We start from the raw sequence: 14,339 nt of genomic DNA on the forward strand, positions 1-14,339 counted from the left end.
AATGTCGATCAACGCTGGCTCAATCCAAAACGTCTCACCGTCATGACCACTGTCGTCAAATGCCCGACCTGCGCGAAAGAAGTGCGCTGGGTCCCGGAAAACCGCTTTCGTCCGTTCTGCTCCGAGCGATGCAAGCAAATCGATCTCGGCGCCTGGGCGACCGAAAAGTACCGTATCTCCGGTAACTCCCAGGAAACGCCGCCGGACGACGACTCGCACGGCGGTCTCAACTAACGCGCACTATGGCTGCGCTTCCGCCGCGAGCCACTCCAGCACGGGAATGGCGGCGGGCAACAGCGGCCCGACTTGCACGGGCAGCGTCTGCCACGCGATAGCCTGCCCTTCGCAGCCGAGCGGCGTGCCGGTCCACTCCATCACCTTGCAGAAGAAAAGCCGCACGTACGCGTGCGGATAGTCGTGCTCGAGCGTGCGCCACAGCTTGCACGCGGTCACGTCGATGCCGAGTTCTTCGTGCAATTCGCGCCCGAGCGCCGCTTCGACGCTCTCGCCCGGTTCCAGCTTGCCGCCCGGAAACTCCCAGTAGCCCTCGTACGGCTTACCTTCGGGGCGCTGCGCGAGCAGATAACGCCCGTCCGGCTGCACCATCACGCCGACGGCCACTTCCGTCACCTTGCGGCCATCGGGAGCGAGATGACCCGAAGCGTTCACAACATCCGACGCCCCGCTCATTGCTTGCGGCCCGACCAGTCGCGCGCGAACTGCCACGCCACGCGGCCCGAGCGCGATCCACGCTCCAGCGCCCAGACGAGCGCATCGCCGCGAGCGGCTTCGATCTCGCTCGCGTCGCAGCCGAAATGCTTCAGCCAGTGCCCGACGATCGACAGATAGTCGTCCTGCTTGAACGGATAGAAGCTGACCCACAGCCCGAAGCGTTCGGACAGCGAAATCTTCTCCTCGACCACTTCGCCCGGATGAATCTCGCCATCGGGCGTGTGCTTGTAGGTCTCGTTGTCGCTCATGTACTCCGGCAGCAGATGGCGGCGGTTCGAGGTCGCGTAGATCAGCACGTTGTCCGACTGCGCGGCGACCGAGCCGTCCAGCGCCACCTTCAGCGCCTTGTAGCCGGACTCGCCTTCTTCGAACGAGAGATCGTCGCAAAACACGATGAAACGCTCGGGCCGCGTCGAGATCAGATCGACGATATCGCCGAGATCATGCAGATCGTCCTTGTCGACTTCGATCAGGCGCAGACCGTCCTTCGCGTACGCATTGAGGCACGCCTTGATGAGCGACGACTTGCCCGTGCCGCGCGCGCCCGTGAGCAGCACGTTGTTGGCGGGCAGCTTGTTGACGAACTGCCGCGTGTTCTGCTCGATGAGCGCCTTCTGCCGGTCGATGTTTTGCAGGTCGCCGAGCGCAATCTGCGAGATGGCCGGCACCGGCTGCAAAAAGCCGCGACCTTGCCGCTTGCGCCAGCGAAACGCCACGGCCGATTCCCAGTCGATTTCCGGCGCCGCCGGCGGAAGCATGCCTTCGATGCGCGCCAGAACCGCCTCGGCGCGCGTGAGAAATTGTTCGAGTTTGTCCATGTCCATTTCTGTGCGCGCCGATCGGGCGCGCGTTACGAGCGGTAATCCGCGTTGATGCTCACGTAGTCGTGCGAGAGGTCGCAGGTCCAGATGGTCGCCTGCTGCTGGCCGCGGCCGAGCAACACGCGAATGGCGATCTCGCTCTTTTTCATCACGCGCTGGCCGTCTTCTTCGCGGTAGTCGGGGTTGCGTCCGCCCGCCTTCGCGACGAGCACGTCGTCGAGATACAGGTCGATCTTGCCGACGTCCAGATCCGTCACGCCCGCATAGCCGATGGCAGCGAGAATGCGGCCCAGATTCGGGTCCGACGCGTAGAACGCCGTCTTCACAAGCGGCGAATGACCGATTGCATAGGCAATCTGGCGGCACTCCGCGACGTCCTTGCCGCCTTCGACCGTGATGGTCATGAACTTGGTCGCGCCTTCGCCGTCGCGCACGATCAACTGCGCGAGTTCCTGCGCCACGGACGTAACCGCGTCGCGCAACGCGGCGTACGCGGGCGAATCCGTGGACGTGATGGCGGGCAGGCTCGACTTGCCCGACGCGATCAGGATGAACGAATCGTTGGTGGACGTATCGCCGTCGATGGTGATGCAGTTGAACGAGCGATCCGCCACGTGCTTCACCAGTTCGTCGAGGACCGGCTGCGCGACGGCGGCATCGAATGCGAGAAAGCCGAGCATCGTCGCCATGTTCGGCTTGATCATGCCCGCGCCCTTGCTGATGCCGGACAGCGTCACCGTATGGCCGTCGATCTGCACCTGACGCGACGCGGCTTTCGGCAGCGTGTCGGTCGTCATGATGGCTTGCGCGGCATCGAACCAGTGCGCGGCCTGTTGATTGGCGAGCGCGGCGGGCAGCCCCGCTTTCAGGCGATCGATCGGCAGCGGCTCCAGTATCACGCCGGTCGAGAACGGCAGAATCTGCTGCGGCTCGACGCCCGCGAGACGCGCGAGCTCCGCGCAGGTCTCCCGTGCGTGCGCCATGCCGGGCTCGCCCGTGCCGGCGTTCGCGTTGCCCGTGTTCACCACCAGCGCGCGAATGCCCTTGCCGCCCGCGCGCACCGCGCCCAGATGCTCGCGGCACACCGTCACGGGCGCCGCGCAGAAGCGGTTCTGCGTGAACACGCCCGCGACCGTCGCGCCTTCATCGACGCGAATCACGAGCACGTCCTTGCGATTCGGCTTGCGGATATTCGCTTCGGCCCAGCCTAGCGTGACGCCAGTGACCGGATGAAGCGCGGCGGGATCGATCGAGGGGAAGTTGACAGCCATGTTCGCGACTCGCTGAAGGTGGCGGGTGCCGGCTCGCATGCGCCGGCACGCTGTGAAAGACTGACGCGCCCGGCAGGCCGGGAGCGCCGTGAAACGCCGGGCGCGCAGCACAAGGCGTGCTCGAGCCCGCAAAAACAAACGACGCATTGCTGCGTCGCTTGCCGGATTTGTCGGACGGACAGTTCGTTATACGAGCTTGCCGTGACAGTTCTTGTACTTCTTGCCGCTGCCGCACGGGCACGGGTCGTTGCGGCCGACCTTCGGCACGTCGTCGGCGGGGCGCGTGGCCACGCTGATGTCGTCGCCGCCAGCCATTGCCTGGCTGATCATCTGCGCGGTGGCCGTTGCTGCCGCTGCGGCGGGCGCAGCCGGCGCGGCCGCCGCGTTGTAGTCCGCATGCGTGAACGAGACATTCTCGACGTGGCTGCCCTTCTCTTCGTACTGCTCGGCGGCTTCTTCGAGCTGCTCCGGCGACTGGATCTGCACGTTCATCACGATGCGCGTGACTTCCTGCTTCACCGCGTCGAGCATGGCGGCGAACAGTTCGAACGCCTCGCGCTTGTATTCCTGCTTCGGGTTTTTCTGCGCATAGCCGCGCAGATGGATGCCCTGACGCAGATGATCCAGCGCCGCCAGATGCTCGCGCCAGCGGCTGTCGAGCGTCTGCAGCATGATCGAGCGCTCGAACGCGCTGAACGATTCGCGGCCCACGAGCGCGACCTTCGCCTCGTACGCTTCGTCGGCGGCGGCGAGAACGGCTTCGCAGATCTCCTCGGCGTCGATCGAATTCGACTCGTTGATCATCTCCTGAATGGCGAGATCGAGCGACCACTCGTTGCGCAGCACTTCTTCCAGCTCGGGCGCGTCCCACTGCTCTTCGATGCTGCCCGCCGGAACGAACGTGCGCACGAGGTCGGTGATCACGCTATGGCGCATGGCCGCGATCGTTTCCTGCACGTCGTTCGCTTCGAGCAGTTCGTTGCGCTGCTGATAGATGACCTTGCGCTGATCGTTCGCGACGTCGTCGTATTCGAGCAGTTGCTTGCGGATATCGAAGTTGCGCGCTTCCACCTTGCGCTGCGCGCCTTCGATGGAGCGCGTGACCATGCCCGCTTCGATCGGCTCGCCTTCCGGCATCTTCAGGCGATCCATGATGGCGCGCACGCGGTCGCCCGCGAAGATGCGCAACAGCGGATCATCCAGCGACAGATAGAAGCGCGACGAGCCCGGATCGCCCTGACGGCCCGCGCGGCCGCGCAACTGGTTGTCGATACGGCGCGACTCGTGACGCTCGGTGCCGATGATATGCAGTCCGCCCGCCGCCTTCACGTGGTCGTGCAGCGCCTGCCATTCGTCGTGCAGCTTCTGGATGCGCGCGGCCTTCTCGTTCTCGGGAATCGACAGATCGGCTTCGATGAACGACGCCTGTTTCTCCACATTGCCGCCGAGCACGATGTCCGTACCGCGACCCGCCATGTTCGTCGCGATGGTGACGACGCCCGGCCGCCCCGCTTCCGCGACGATTGCCGCTTCGCGCGCGTGCTGCTTCGCGTTGAGCACTTCGTGCTTGATGCCGGCTTGCATCAGCATGCCGGACAGCAGTTCAGACGCTTCGATCGACGTCGTGCCGACGAGCGTCGGCTGGCCGCGTTCGACGCAATCGCGAATGTCGCGGATGACAGCGTCGTAACGTTCCTTCGATGTCTTGTAGATCTGGTCCTGCTTGTCGACGCGCTTCGGCGGACGGTTCGTCGGAATCACGACCGTTTCCAGGCCGTAGATCTCCTGGAACTCGTACGCTTCCGTGTCTGCCGTGCCGGTCATGCCGGACAGCTTCGCGTACATGCGGAAGTAGTTTTGCAGCGTGATCGAGGCGAGCGTCTGGTTCTCGGCCTGAATCTGCACGTGTTCTTTCGCCTCGACCGCCTGATGCAGACCGTCGGACCAGCGGCGGCCCGTCATCATGCGGCCGGTGAATTCGTCGACGATCACGACTTCGCCGTTCTGCACCACGTAATGCTGATCGCGATGGAAAAGCGTATGCGCGCGCAGGGCGGCATAGATGTGGTGCATCAGCGTGATGTTCTGCGGCGCGTACAGGCTCTCGCCTTCGCCGATCAGGCCCCACTCGGCGAGCAGGCGCTCGGCCTTCTCGTGACCTGATTCGGTGAGGAACACCTGACGCGCTTTCTCGTCGAGCGTGTAGTCGCCCGGCTTTTCGACGCCCGTGCCGTCCGCCTTTTCCTCGCCGATCTGCTGTTCGAGCAGCGGCGGCAGCGCGTTCATGCGCACGTAAAGATCGGTGTGATCTTCAGCCTGACCGGAGATGATGAGCGGCGTGCGCGCTTCGTCGATCAGGATGGAGTCCACTTCGTCGACGATGGCGAAGTTGAGCGGCCGCTGCACGCGCGCATCGGTCTCGTAGACCATGTTGTCGCGCAGATAGTCGAAGCCGAACTCGTTGTTCGTGCCGTAGGTGATGTCCGCCGCATACGCCTGCTGCTTCTGCGAGTGCTCCATCTGCGACAGATTCACGCCGCACGACAGCCCGAGGAAGTTGTAGAGGCGCGCCATCCACTCGGCGTCACGCTGGGCGAGGTAGTCGTTCACCGTCACCACATGCACGCCGCGGCCCGACAGCGCGTTCAGATACGCGGCGAGCGTGGCGACGAGCGTCTTGCCTTCGCCGGTACGCATTTCCGCGATCTTGCCGTAGTGCAGAACCATGCCGCCGATCAACTGGACGTCGAAGTGGCGCATTTTCAGCACGCGCCGGCTCGCTTCGCGGCAGACGGCGAACGCCTCCGGAAGAATCACGTCCAGCGACTCGCCGCCCGCGACGCGCTTGCGGAACTCGTCCGTCTTCGCGCGCAACTGATCGTCCGTGTACTTCTCGACGGTCGGCTCGAGGGCATTGATCGCCACAACGGTCTTTTGGTACTGCTTGACCAGCCGCTGATTGCGGCTGCCAAAAATCTTCTGAAGGAAACCGGTCGTCATTGGATCAGTGTCTGCGTCGCGGCTTCGGATGGGCGGCAGCGCGATGCTGCGTCCGGGCTCGGAAAACCTCGGCGACTTAAGTCCATTGGGTGAAATTCGAATCGGGAATTTTAGCACGCGAGTCAAGCACATCTTGCGTCAGCGTGGGCGCTCGGGCGTCTGCGCCACGCGACAGTCAACGCGTTGAAAGCTTGGCCGCGCGGGCTTTCGCGGCGGGCGTCCACGCGAAGTGGAAGGCAGGCTCGCGGTACAATCGAGCGGTCGCATCACGCGTCCGCTGATTAAAAAATGAGCCGCTTTTCTACAAATTCAAGGTCTGCGCCGGGGCGGTTCGATCCGCGCCGTCCGCAAGCCCTGGCCGACGTGCTGGATCGCACCGACGCGTTCCGCGCGCTGCGCGCGGGCGTCGAGCAAGTGGCGGCGCTCCAGCGCGATCTGACCGCGCTGCTGCCCGACTATCTCGCGGCGAATGTCGAGCCCGGCTTCATCAAGGACGGCGTGCTCGCGCTCTTCGCCGCGCACAATGCACTCGCCGCGCGGTTGCGGCATATCGAGCCGCGGCTTCTGTCGGATCTCCAGCAGCGCGGCTGGGCGGTGGAATCGCTCAAAATTCGCGTGCGTCCCCAGTCGATGAAGGAAGCGCCGCCACCGAAGCAGGCGCGCATGTCCGCGGCAGGCGCGTCGGCGCTGCACGATCTCGCCGAGACGCTCGCGCCTTCGCCGCTACAGGAAGCGCTCGCGCGCATGGCGGCGCGTCACCAGGGGCGCGGGCAAAAAAAATGAGCGGCGCTTTCGCTGCCGCTCACCTTTGTCCTGCGTTTTGCCGATGATCAGGCAAACGCCGTCTGCGTATCGAATGCGAAACCGCGCGGCGCTTTCTGCGTGTCCTCGAACGTGACGATTTCGAACGCCTCTTCGTTCGCGAGCAGTTCGCGCAGCAGCATGTTGTTCATCGCGTGGCCGCCCTTGTACGCGGTGTACGACGCGAGCAGCGGATGACCCACCACGTACAAATCGCCGATCGCGTCGAGCATCTTGTGCTTTACGAACTCGTCGTCGTAGCGCAGGCCGTCGTTGTTCAGAATGCGGTACTCGTCGAGCACGATGGCGTTGTCCATGCTGCCGCCGCGCGCAAGACCCAGCTCGCGCATCATTTCCACTTCATGCGCAAAGCCGAACGTGCGAGCGCGAGCAATCTCGCGCACATACGACGTGGTCGCAAAATCGACTTCCAGCGCCTGCCCCGTCTTGTCGACGGCCGGATGGCGGAAATCAATGGTAAAGCTCAGTTTGAAGCCGAAATACGGTTCGAGACGCGCGAATTTATCGCCATCGCGCACTTCGACCGGCTTTTTCACCTTGATGAATTTCTTCGGCGCGTTCTGCTCTTCGATACCCGCCGACTGAATGAGAAACACGAACGAAGACGCGCTGCCGTCCATGATCGGGATTTCCTCGGCGGTGACATCGACGTACAGATTGTCGATACCCAAGCCCGCGCACGCCGACATCAGGTGCTCGATAGTCGACACGCGCGCGCCGTCCTTCTGGAGCACGGACGCGAGCCGCGTATCGCCGATCGCCATGGCGGACGCAGGGATGTCGACCGGCTGCGGCAGGTCGATCCGAGAAAACACGATGCCCGTTCCAACCGGTGCCGGTCGCAGCGTCAGATCGACCTTGCGGCCGGAATGAAGCCCGATTCCCACGGTTTTGACGACGGTCTTAATTGTTCGCTGCTTCAACATGATTTTTTTCCGATAGCAATTCCCAATAAAGAGAATTAATCGTTCATTGAATTCTAATAGATCGAAGTATACTCCATTCGGACTAAGCCGTCCCAAACGAAGAGGTATCAACTGTTTCCCTGTGTTACGCCGCGATGCAGGGACAGTCAAGTAGAACGGGCCGATGGCCGGAATGGAGGCATTTCCGGTCATCGGCCCCAAGTTGTCGCCGAATGCGAGGGCGTCTTCAAGCGTTGTACAAAGACAACGCGACGCCGCTGCGCTCAGCGCAACGTCGCCAGAATGCTGCGAGCGTCGCTGACTTCGAACTTTCCGGGCGCTTCGACAGCGAGCGTCTTGACCACGCCGTTGTCGACCACCATCGCGTAACGCTGGGAACGGATTCCCATGCCACGCTCGGACAAATCCTGATCCAGTCCGAGTGCCTGAGTGAAACGCGCACTGCCGTCCGCCATCATCCTCACCTTGCCCGCGGCTTGGAGATCGCGTCCCCACGCGTTCATGACGAACGCGTCGTTGACGGAAACGCACCAGATTTCGTCGATGCCGGCGGCCCGAAACTCATCCGCCGCCTCGACATAACCCGGCACGTGTCTGGCGGAACACGTCGGCGTGAACGCGCCCGGCAATCCGAAGATCACCACGCGCTTGCCGGCGGTCCGCTCGCGCACCGCGAACCCGTTCGGTCCCACGGCACAGCCCTCGCTCGCCACTTCGATGAACTCGAAGAGACGCGCATCAGGCAACGTTTCACCCACTTTGATCATGCTCGGTCCTTCCCTCGTCAGTGCTCGAAACACCTTGCGATTGCATCGTCCCGCAGTCCCGCCTCGCGCTTAATCGACGATTCAGGTTTCATTTGCTCGTCGGCAAATTCGTGGAGGTCGGCTGGCCACGGCCTGGCGTCTGATGCTGACGCGGCCTTGGACAGTCGCCCCACGCGAAACCTGCGCCGCCTTCTCAAGCTCGGCGCGTGCCTGCGGTGGCTGCATTGCTCTTGCTAGCTAGCGAGCAACGAGCACAGCGCGACTTCAGTCCGCTTGCTTGCGCAGGAACGCCGGGATGTCGTACGTATCGACGCCCTTTTCCTGCAATGCCTGCACGTGCGATGCCGCCGTTTCGCGCGACGAACGCCACACAGCCGGCGTGTCCAGCGAACCGTAATCCGTTGCCTGACCGTGCTGCGGCGCGTACGTGTTGTGCGACGCGTGCGCGACCGGCTGATTGTCGGTGCCCGTGCGCAGGAGCGTCATCGGCGCTTGCTGCTGCTTCTTCGCCGCGCGGCCGAGGCCCGTTGCGACCACCGTCACGCGCAGGGCGTCGCCCATTGCGTCGTCGTACACCGCGCCGAAGATAACGGTTGCGTCGTCGGCGGCGTAGCTCTTGATGGTGTTCATCACTTCGCGCGTTTCAGACAGACGCAGCGAACGGCTCGACGTGATGTTGACCAGCACGCCGCGCGCGCCCGACAGATCGACACCTTCGAGCAGCGGGCTCGCCACAGCTTGTTCCGCAGCAAGACGCGCGCGATCGACGCCGGCGACGGTCGCCGTGCCCATCATCGCCTTGCCCTGCTCGCCCATCACCGTCTTCACGTCTTCGAAGTCGACGTTCACGAGACCGTCGACGTTGATGATTTCCGCAATGCCCGCGACAGCGTTGTTCAGCACGTCATCCGCGCACTGGAAGCACTTGTCCATCTCGGCGTCGTCGCCCATTACCTCGAAGAGCTTGTCGTTCAGCACGACGATCAGCGAATCGACGTGATCCTCCAGTTGCTGCGAGCCGGCTTCCGCCACGCGCATGCGGCGGCCGCCTTCGAATTCGAACGGCTTGCTCACGACGCCGACCGTCAGAATGCCCATTTCCTTCGCAATCTGCGCGACCACCGGCGCCGCGCCCGTGCCCGTGCCGCCACCCATGCCCGCGGTGATGAACACCATGTGCGCGCCGCGCAGTGCATCGGCGATACGCTCGCGCGCATCTTCAGCCGCTTCCTTGCCCTTCTCCGGCTTGGCGCCCGCGCCTAGACCGGTCATGCCCAACTGCAACACCTGCGGCGCGCGCGAACGTGCGAGCGCCTGTGCGTCGGTGTTCATCACGATGAAGTCGACGCCCTGCACACCCCGGTTGATCATGTGCTGAACGGCATTGCCGCCCGCACCACCAACTCCGACCACCTTGATGATCGTTCCGTTGGTTTCCGTTTCCAGCATTTCGAAATCCATGTTGCCTCCGTCAAGAATGAAGATCGGCGTTATCCGGAGAGAGATCGGGCAACCTCTCGCCGCGCGCTAGCCGCCGGTACCGGCGCGAATTATATTCATTACTTAAATACGTTTGTTTCGTACTGCTCTGTTCCGCTCAAGCTTCAGAAGTTTCCGAGGAACCAGTCTTTCATTCGTGTGAGCACTTGCCCCATCGATCCGTTCTGCACTGCGACCTTGCGACCGCGCATGCGCTGCGAGCGTCCTTCGGCGAGCAGGCCCATCGCGGTCGAATAGCGCGGGTTGCGCACGACATCCGCGAGACCGCCCGCGTACTCGGGCACGCCGATGCGCACCGGCTTCAGGAAGATGTCTTCGCCGAGCTCCACCATGCCGGGCATCATCGCCGCGCCGCCGGTCAGCACGACGCCGCTCGACAGCAACTCTTCGTAGCCGGATTCGCGCACGACCTGCTGCACGAGCGAGAAGAGCTCCTCGACGCGCGGCTCGACCACCGCCGCCAGCGCCTGACGCGACAGCGTGCGCGGACCGCGTTCGCCGAGACCCGGCACTTCGATCATCTCGTCGGGGTCCGCGAGCGCCTGCTTCGCGATGCCGTACGTCACCTTGATGTCTTCTGCGTCGGGCGTCGGCGTGCGCAGCGCCATCGCGACGTCGCTCGTGATCTGATCGCCGGCAATTGGAATCACGGCCGTATGACGGATCGCGCCTTCGCTGAAGATGGCGATGTCCGTCGTCCCGCCGCCGATATCGACGAGCACGACGCCCAGTTCCTTCTCGTCCTCGGTCAGCACCGCCAGCGACGACGCGAGCGGCTGCAAGATGAGGTCGTTCACTTCGAGCCCGCAGCGGCGCACGCACTTCACGATGTTCTGCGCCGCGCTCACCGCGCCCGTGACGATATGCACCTTCACTTCGAGGCGAATGCCGCTCATGCCGATCGGCTCGCGCACGTCTTCCTGACCGTCGATGATGAATTCCTGCGTCAGGATGTGCAGCACCTGCTGATCGGTCGGAATGTTGATCGCCTTGGCCGTTTCGATCACGCGGGCGACGTCCGTCTGCGTGACTTCCTTGTCCTTGATCGCGACCATGCCGCTCGAATTGAAGCTGCGGATATGGCTGCCCGCGATGCCGGTGAAGACGTTCGTGATCTTGCAATCCGCCATCAGCTCGGCTTCTTCAAGCGCGCGCTGAATGGATTGCACCGTTGCCTCGATGTTGACCACGACGCCTTTCTTTAACCCCTTCGAGTCGCTCTGACCGAGTCCGATCACCTCGTAGTGGCCTTCGCCCTTCAATTCGGCGACGATCGCGACCACCTTCGACGTTCCGATGTCGAGGGAAACCAGCAGGTCTTTGTAGTCTTTGCTCATAGCGTGCTCATGCCTGTGATGTCTGCTTACTTCTTGGCCTTGTCGGTGTCGTTGATGAAGCGCATGCCGGCGGCGCGTATCGCGAAGCCGTTGGGATAACGCAAATCCGCATATTCGATGTCCTTGCCCCACCGCCCCGTGACCGCTGCCCACGACGCGACGAAGCGCTTGCAACGGTCATCCAGCGTGTCCTGATTGCGCTCGCGGCCCAGTTCGATCTGCGTGCCGTTCGAAAGCTTCACGGTCCACGCGAAACGCGGCGACAGCGTGACTTCCTCGGGCTGCGCGTCGAGCGGCGCAAACCACTTCTGAAAGTCGTGATACCGCGCGACCACTTCCTTCGCCGTGCCTTCCGGACCGTCGAACGCGGGCAGGTCGTCGTCCAGTTCGCCCTGGTTCGCGGTGAAAAGCTCGCCATCCACGCTGACCAACTGATCGTTGCCCCATGTGCCAAGCGGCTTGTACTCTTCCAGCGTCACGGCGATCGCGTTCGGCCACACGCGACGCACGCTCGCGCGGCGCACCCACGGCATCTGCTCGAACGCGGTGCGCGCGGTGTCGAGATCGACGGTGAAAAAGTTGCCCTTCAGATGCCCCACGACGCTCGCGCGCACGGTCGGCGAATTGATGTGCGTCGTATCGCCGTCGATCTGAATCTCGCGCAGCCGAAACTCGGGACGCTGGATCGCGTAGACGCCCGCCGCGCACAGCAGCATCAGCACGAGCATGGCGTGCAGCGCGCTTGAGGCGAGATTCATCTGGCGAACGTTGTTCCACATGGTTGCGCTTCGTCAGTTCTTGAGAGTGAGAGACAGCACCTTCACAACCAGATCCGCGTAGCTGATGCCGACCGCGCGCGCCGCTTTCGGCGGCAGCGAGTGATCCGTCATGCCCGGCGCGGTGTTCACTTCCAGGAAGTACGGATTGCCGTCGGCGTCCAGCATGAAATCGGCGCGGCCCCAGTCGGTGCAGCCGAGCATGTCGAACGCGCGCTGCGTCAGTTGCTTCATGCGCACTTCTTCGGCGTCCGTCAGGCCGCAGGGAATCAGATACTTCGTGTCGTCGGCGACGTACTTCGCGTGGTAGTCGTAGAACTCGCCCGCCGGCACGATCTTGATGACCGGCAGGTCGAGATCGCCCGCGATGCAGCACGTGTACTCGCCGCCGCCTTCGATGCTCTGCTCGACGATCACGATCTTGTCGAACTTCGCGGCCTCTTCCAGCGCCGGCACGAGCCGTTGCGCGCTCTTTACCTTGATGACCGCGACGCTCGACCCTTCGCTCGCCGGCTTCACGAAGAGCGGCAGCCCCAGCTTCGCGATGATTTCCTGCGCGCGCCCGGCGTAATCGTCGCCGCGATAGACGGTTTCGAACGGCGGCGTCGGAATGCCGGTTTGCTGCCACACGAGCTTGGTGCGCAGCTTGTCCATGCCGAGCGCCGAGCCGAGCACGCCGCTGCCCGTATAGCGAATGCCGTAGAAATCCAGCGCGCCTTGCAACTGGCCGTTCTCGCCATAGCCGCCGTGCAGCGCGATGAACGCGCGCTCGAAACCTTCCGCCTTCAGATCCGACAACGGGCGTTCGGCGGGATCGAACGGATGCGCGTCGACGCCCGCCTCTCGCAGCCCTTCCAGCACGAGGCGGCCCGAATTGAGCGAGACTTCGCGCTCGGCGGAATTCCCGCCGAGAAGCACCGCCACTTTGCCGAAGACTTTCGGATCGATGTTGTTCACTGTGTTACTCATGACGTCGTTTGTTGCTGTCTTCACTGCGGCTGGCTCTGCGCGAGCCGTCCGCATACACCGCCGATGGAACCCGCGCCCATCGTGATCACCACGTCGCCGTTGCGCGCGAGCGTCGTCACGGCGTCCGGCACTTCATCCACCGTTTCGACGAACACCGGCTCCACCTTGCCCGCCACGCGGATCGCGCGTGCGAGCGCGCGGCCGTCGGCGGCGACGATCGGCGCTTCGCCTGCGGCATAAACATCGGTGAGAACGAGTGCGTCCACGGTGGAGAGCACCTTCACGAAATCTTCGAAACAGTCGCGCGTGCGCGTGTAGCGATGCGGCTGGAACGCGAGCACGAGACGCCGGTCCGGGAACGCGCCGCGCGCCGCCGCGATGGTCGCGGCCATTTCCACCGGGTGATGCCCGTAGTCGTCGATCAGCGTGTACGCGCCTTCGTTGTCGTTCGTCTTCACGTCGCCGTAACGCTGGAAGCGCCGGCCGACACCGTTGAATTCGGCGAGCGCCCTCTGGATATCGGCATCCGCCACTTCGAGTTCAGTCGCAATCGCAATGGCGGCGAGCGCGTTCTGCACGTTATGCAGGCCCGGCAGATTCAGCACGATGTCGAGCGGCGGCGCATCTTCGCGCAGCGTCGTGAAGTGCATGCGGCCGTCGCGCGCCTCCACGTTCACCGCGCGCACCTGCGCTTCCGCGCCGATGCCATAGCGGATGATCGGCTTCGACACGAACGGCAGGATCTCGCGCACGTTCGGGTCGTCGACGCACAGCACCGCGATGCCGTAGAACGGCAGCCGGTGCGTGAATTCGATGAACGCCTGCTTGAGCCGCGCGAAGTCGTGGCCGTAGGTGTCCATGTGATCGGCATCGATGTTCGTGATGACTTCGATTACCGGGAAGAGATTGAGGAACGACGCGTCCGATTCATCGGCTTCGGCGACGATGAAATCGCCGGTGCCGAGCCGCGCGTTCGCGCCCGCGCTGATGAGACGCCCGCCGATCACGAACGTCGGATCCAGCCCGCCTGCGGCCAGCACGCTTGCGACGAGCGACGTCGTCGTGGTCTTGCCGTGCGTGCCGGCAATGGCGATGCCCTGCTTCAGCCGCATGAGTTCCGCGAGCATCACGGCGCGCGGCACGATCGGCACGCGCCGATGGCGCGCCGCCAGCACTTCGGGATTGTCGGGACGCACGGCCGTCGATACGACGACCGCGTTCGCGCCTTCGATGTTCTGCTCGTTGTGTCCGATCTCGACGCGCGCGCCGAGTGCCTTCAGCCGCTCGGTGACGGCGTTCTTCGAGAGGTCCGAGCCGCTGACCTGATAGCCGAGATTCAGCAGCACTTCCGCGATGCCGCTCATCCCTGCTCCGCCGATGCCGACGAAGTGAATGTGCTTGACGATGTGTTTCATGAC

At 63.6% G+C, this 14,339-nt stretch carries 13 protein-coding genes; 2 read left to right on the forward strand and 11 right to left on the reverse strand.

What is annotated here, in order from left to right; all coding sequences use genetic code 11:
- Positions 1 to 42: 42 nt before the first annotated feature.
- Positions 43 to 234: a DNA gyrase inhibitor YacG gene (locus tag HWX53_RS23000; protein ID WP_175945160.1), complete on the forward strand. Its 192-nt coding sequence runs from the start codon at positions 43 to 45 to the stop codon at positions 232 to 234.
- A gap of 6 nt (positions 235 to 240) precedes the next feature.
- On the opposite strand, the gene HWX53_RS23005 is transcribed toward HWX53_RS23000, so the two are convergent.
- The 4 genes from HWX53_RS23005 to secA all read right to left on the reverse strand — a co-directional run bounded on the left by HWX53_RS23005 (position 241) and on the right by secA (position 5,824).
- The gene (locus HWX53_RS23005; protein ID WP_175945162.1) at positions 241 to 690 is read right to left on the reverse strand and encodes an NUDIX domain-containing protein; all 450 of its coding nucleotides are present in this window, start codon (positions 688 to 690) and stop codon (positions 241 to 243) included.
- Positions 687 to 1,550, reverse strand: coding sequence for an ATP-binding protein (locus HWX53_RS23010; protein ID WP_175945164.1), 864 nt, complete (start codon positions 1,548 to 1,550; stop codon positions 687 to 689). The genes HWX53_RS23005 and HWX53_RS23010 overlap by 4 nt, the downstream gene beginning before the upstream one ends.
- Positions 1,551 to 1,582: 32 nt before the next feature.
- The gene (gene argJ, locus HWX53_RS23015; RefSeq protein WP_175945167.1) at positions 1,583 to 2,824 is read right to left on the reverse strand and encodes a bifunctional glutamate N-acetyltransferase/amino-acid acetyltransferase ArgJ; all 1,242 of its coding nucleotides are present in this window, start codon (positions 2,822 to 2,824) and stop codon (positions 1,583 to 1,585) included.
- Positions 2,825 to 3,010: 186 nt separating this feature from the next.
- Complete coding sequence (gene secA, locus HWX53_RS23020; protein WP_175945169.1) at positions 3,011 to 5,824, reverse strand: preprotein translocase subunit SecA; 2,814 nt, start codon at positions 5,822 to 5,824, stop codon at positions 3,011 to 3,013.
- 288 nt (positions 5,825 to 6,112) lie between these two features.
- On the opposite strand from secA, the gene HWX53_RS23025 reads away from it, so the two are divergent.
- Positions 6,113 to 6,607, forward strand: a complete 495-nt coding sequence (locus HWX53_RS23025; RefSeq protein WP_175945171.1) for a DUF721 domain-containing protein — start codon at positions 6,113 to 6,115, stop codon at positions 6,605 to 6,607.
- A 47-nt stretch (positions 6,608 to 6,654) separates the two neighbouring features.
- On the opposite strand, the gene lpxC is transcribed toward HWX53_RS23025, so the two are convergent.
- The 7 genes from lpxC to murC all read right to left on the reverse strand — a co-directional run bounded on the left by lpxC (position 6,655) and on the right by murC (position 14,336).
- Positions 6,655 to 7,572 carry a UDP-3-O-acyl-N-acetylglucosamine deacetylase gene (gene lpxC, locus HWX53_RS23030; RefSeq protein WP_175945173.1) on the reverse strand — a complete coding sequence of 306 codons (918 nt, stop codon included), beginning with the start codon at positions 7,570 to 7,572 and terminating at the stop codon, positions 6,655 to 6,657.
- 263 nt (positions 7,573 to 7,835) lie between these two features.
- Positions 7,836 to 8,339, reverse strand: coding sequence for a peroxiredoxin (locus tag HWX53_RS23035; RefSeq protein ID WP_175945175.1), 504 nt, complete (start codon positions 8,337 to 8,339; stop codon positions 7,836 to 7,838).
- Positions 8,340 to 8,603: 264 nt separating this feature from the next.
- Positions 8,604 to 9,800: a cell division protein FtsZ gene (ftsZ, locus tag HWX53_RS23040; RefSeq protein ID WP_175945177.1), complete on the reverse strand. Its 1,197-nt coding sequence runs from the start codon at positions 9,798 to 9,800 to the stop codon at positions 8,604 to 8,606.
- A 143-nt stretch (positions 9,801 to 9,943) separates the two neighbouring features.
- Positions 9,944 to 11,176, reverse strand: coding sequence for a cell division protein FtsA (gene ftsA / locus HWX53_RS23045; protein WP_159837031.1), 1,233 nt, complete (start codon positions 11,174 to 11,176; stop codon positions 9,944 to 9,946).
- A gap of 26 nt (positions 11,177 to 11,202) precedes the next feature.
- Positions 11,203 to 11,955 (reverse strand): cell division protein FtsQ/DivIB, encoded by a 753-nt coding sequence (locus tag HWX53_RS23050; protein WP_175945179.1) that lies wholly within the window; start codon positions 11,953 to 11,955, stop codon positions 11,203 to 11,205.
- A gap of 12 nt (positions 11,956 to 11,967) precedes the next feature.
- Positions 11,968 to 12,909, reverse strand: a complete 942-nt coding sequence (locus HWX53_RS23055; protein ID WP_175945316.1) for a D-alanine--D-alanine ligase — start codon at positions 12,907 to 12,909, stop codon at positions 11,968 to 11,970.
- A gap of 32 nt (positions 12,910 to 12,941) precedes the next feature.
- Complete coding sequence (gene murC, locus HWX53_RS23060; protein WP_175945181.1) at positions 12,942 to 14,336, reverse strand: UDP-N-acetylmuramate--L-alanine ligase; 1,395 nt, start codon at positions 14,334 to 14,336, stop codon at positions 12,942 to 12,944.
- Positions 14,337 to 14,339: the final 3 nt, after the last annotated feature.

The sequence above is a fragment of the Caballeronia sp. BCC1704 genome (assembly GCF_902833455.1).
GTDB lineage: Bacteria > Pseudomonadota > Gammaproteobacteria > Burkholderiales > Burkholderiaceae > Caballeronia.

Bases quoted from the DNA above. Each gene is read 5' to 3' on its own strand.
- HWX53_RS23000 (WP_175945160.1), top strand. From the start codon at position 43: ATGACCACTGTCGTCAAATGCCCGACCTGCGCGAAAGAAGTGCGCTGG.
- HWX53_RS23005 (WP_175945162.1), bottom strand. From the start codon at position 690: ATGAGCGGGGCGTCGGATGTTGTGAACGCTTCGGGTCATCTCGCTCCC.
- HWX53_RS23010 (WP_175945164.1), bottom strand. From the start codon at position 1,550: ATGGACAAACTCGAACAATTTCTCACGCGCGCCGAGGCGGTTCTGGCG.
- argJ (WP_175945167.1), bottom strand. From the start codon at position 2,824: ATGGCTGTCAACTTCCCCTCGATCGATCCCGCCGCGCTTCATCCGGTC.
- secA (WP_175945169.1), bottom strand. From the start codon at position 5,824: ATGACGACCGGTTTCCTTCAGAAGATTTTTGGCAGCCGCAATCAGCGG.
- HWX53_RS23025 (WP_175945171.1), top strand. From the start codon at position 6,113: ATGAGCCGCTTTTCTACAAATTCAAGGTCTGCGCCGGGGCGGTTCGAT.
- lpxC (WP_175945173.1), bottom strand. From the start codon at position 7,572: ATGTTGAAGCAGCGAACAATTAAGACCGTCGTCAAAACCGTGGGAATC.
- HWX53_RS23035 (WP_175945175.1), bottom strand. From the start codon at position 8,339: ATGATCAAAGTGGGTGAAACGTTGCCTGATGCGCGTCTCTTCGAGTTC.
- ftsZ (WP_175945177.1), bottom strand. From the start codon at position 9,800: ATGGATTTCGAAATGCTGGAAACGGAAACCAACGGAACGATCATCAAG.
- ftsA (WP_159837031.1), bottom strand. From the start codon at position 11,176: ATGAGCAAAGACTACAAAGACCTGCTGGTTTCCCTCGACATCGGAACG.
- HWX53_RS23050 (WP_175945179.1), bottom strand. From the start codon at position 11,955: ATGTGGAACAACGTTCGCCAGATGAATCTCGCCTCAAGCGCGCTGCAC.
- murC (WP_175945181.1), bottom strand. From the start codon at position 14,336: ATGAAACACATCGTCAAGCACATTCACTTCGTCGGCATCGGCGGAGCA.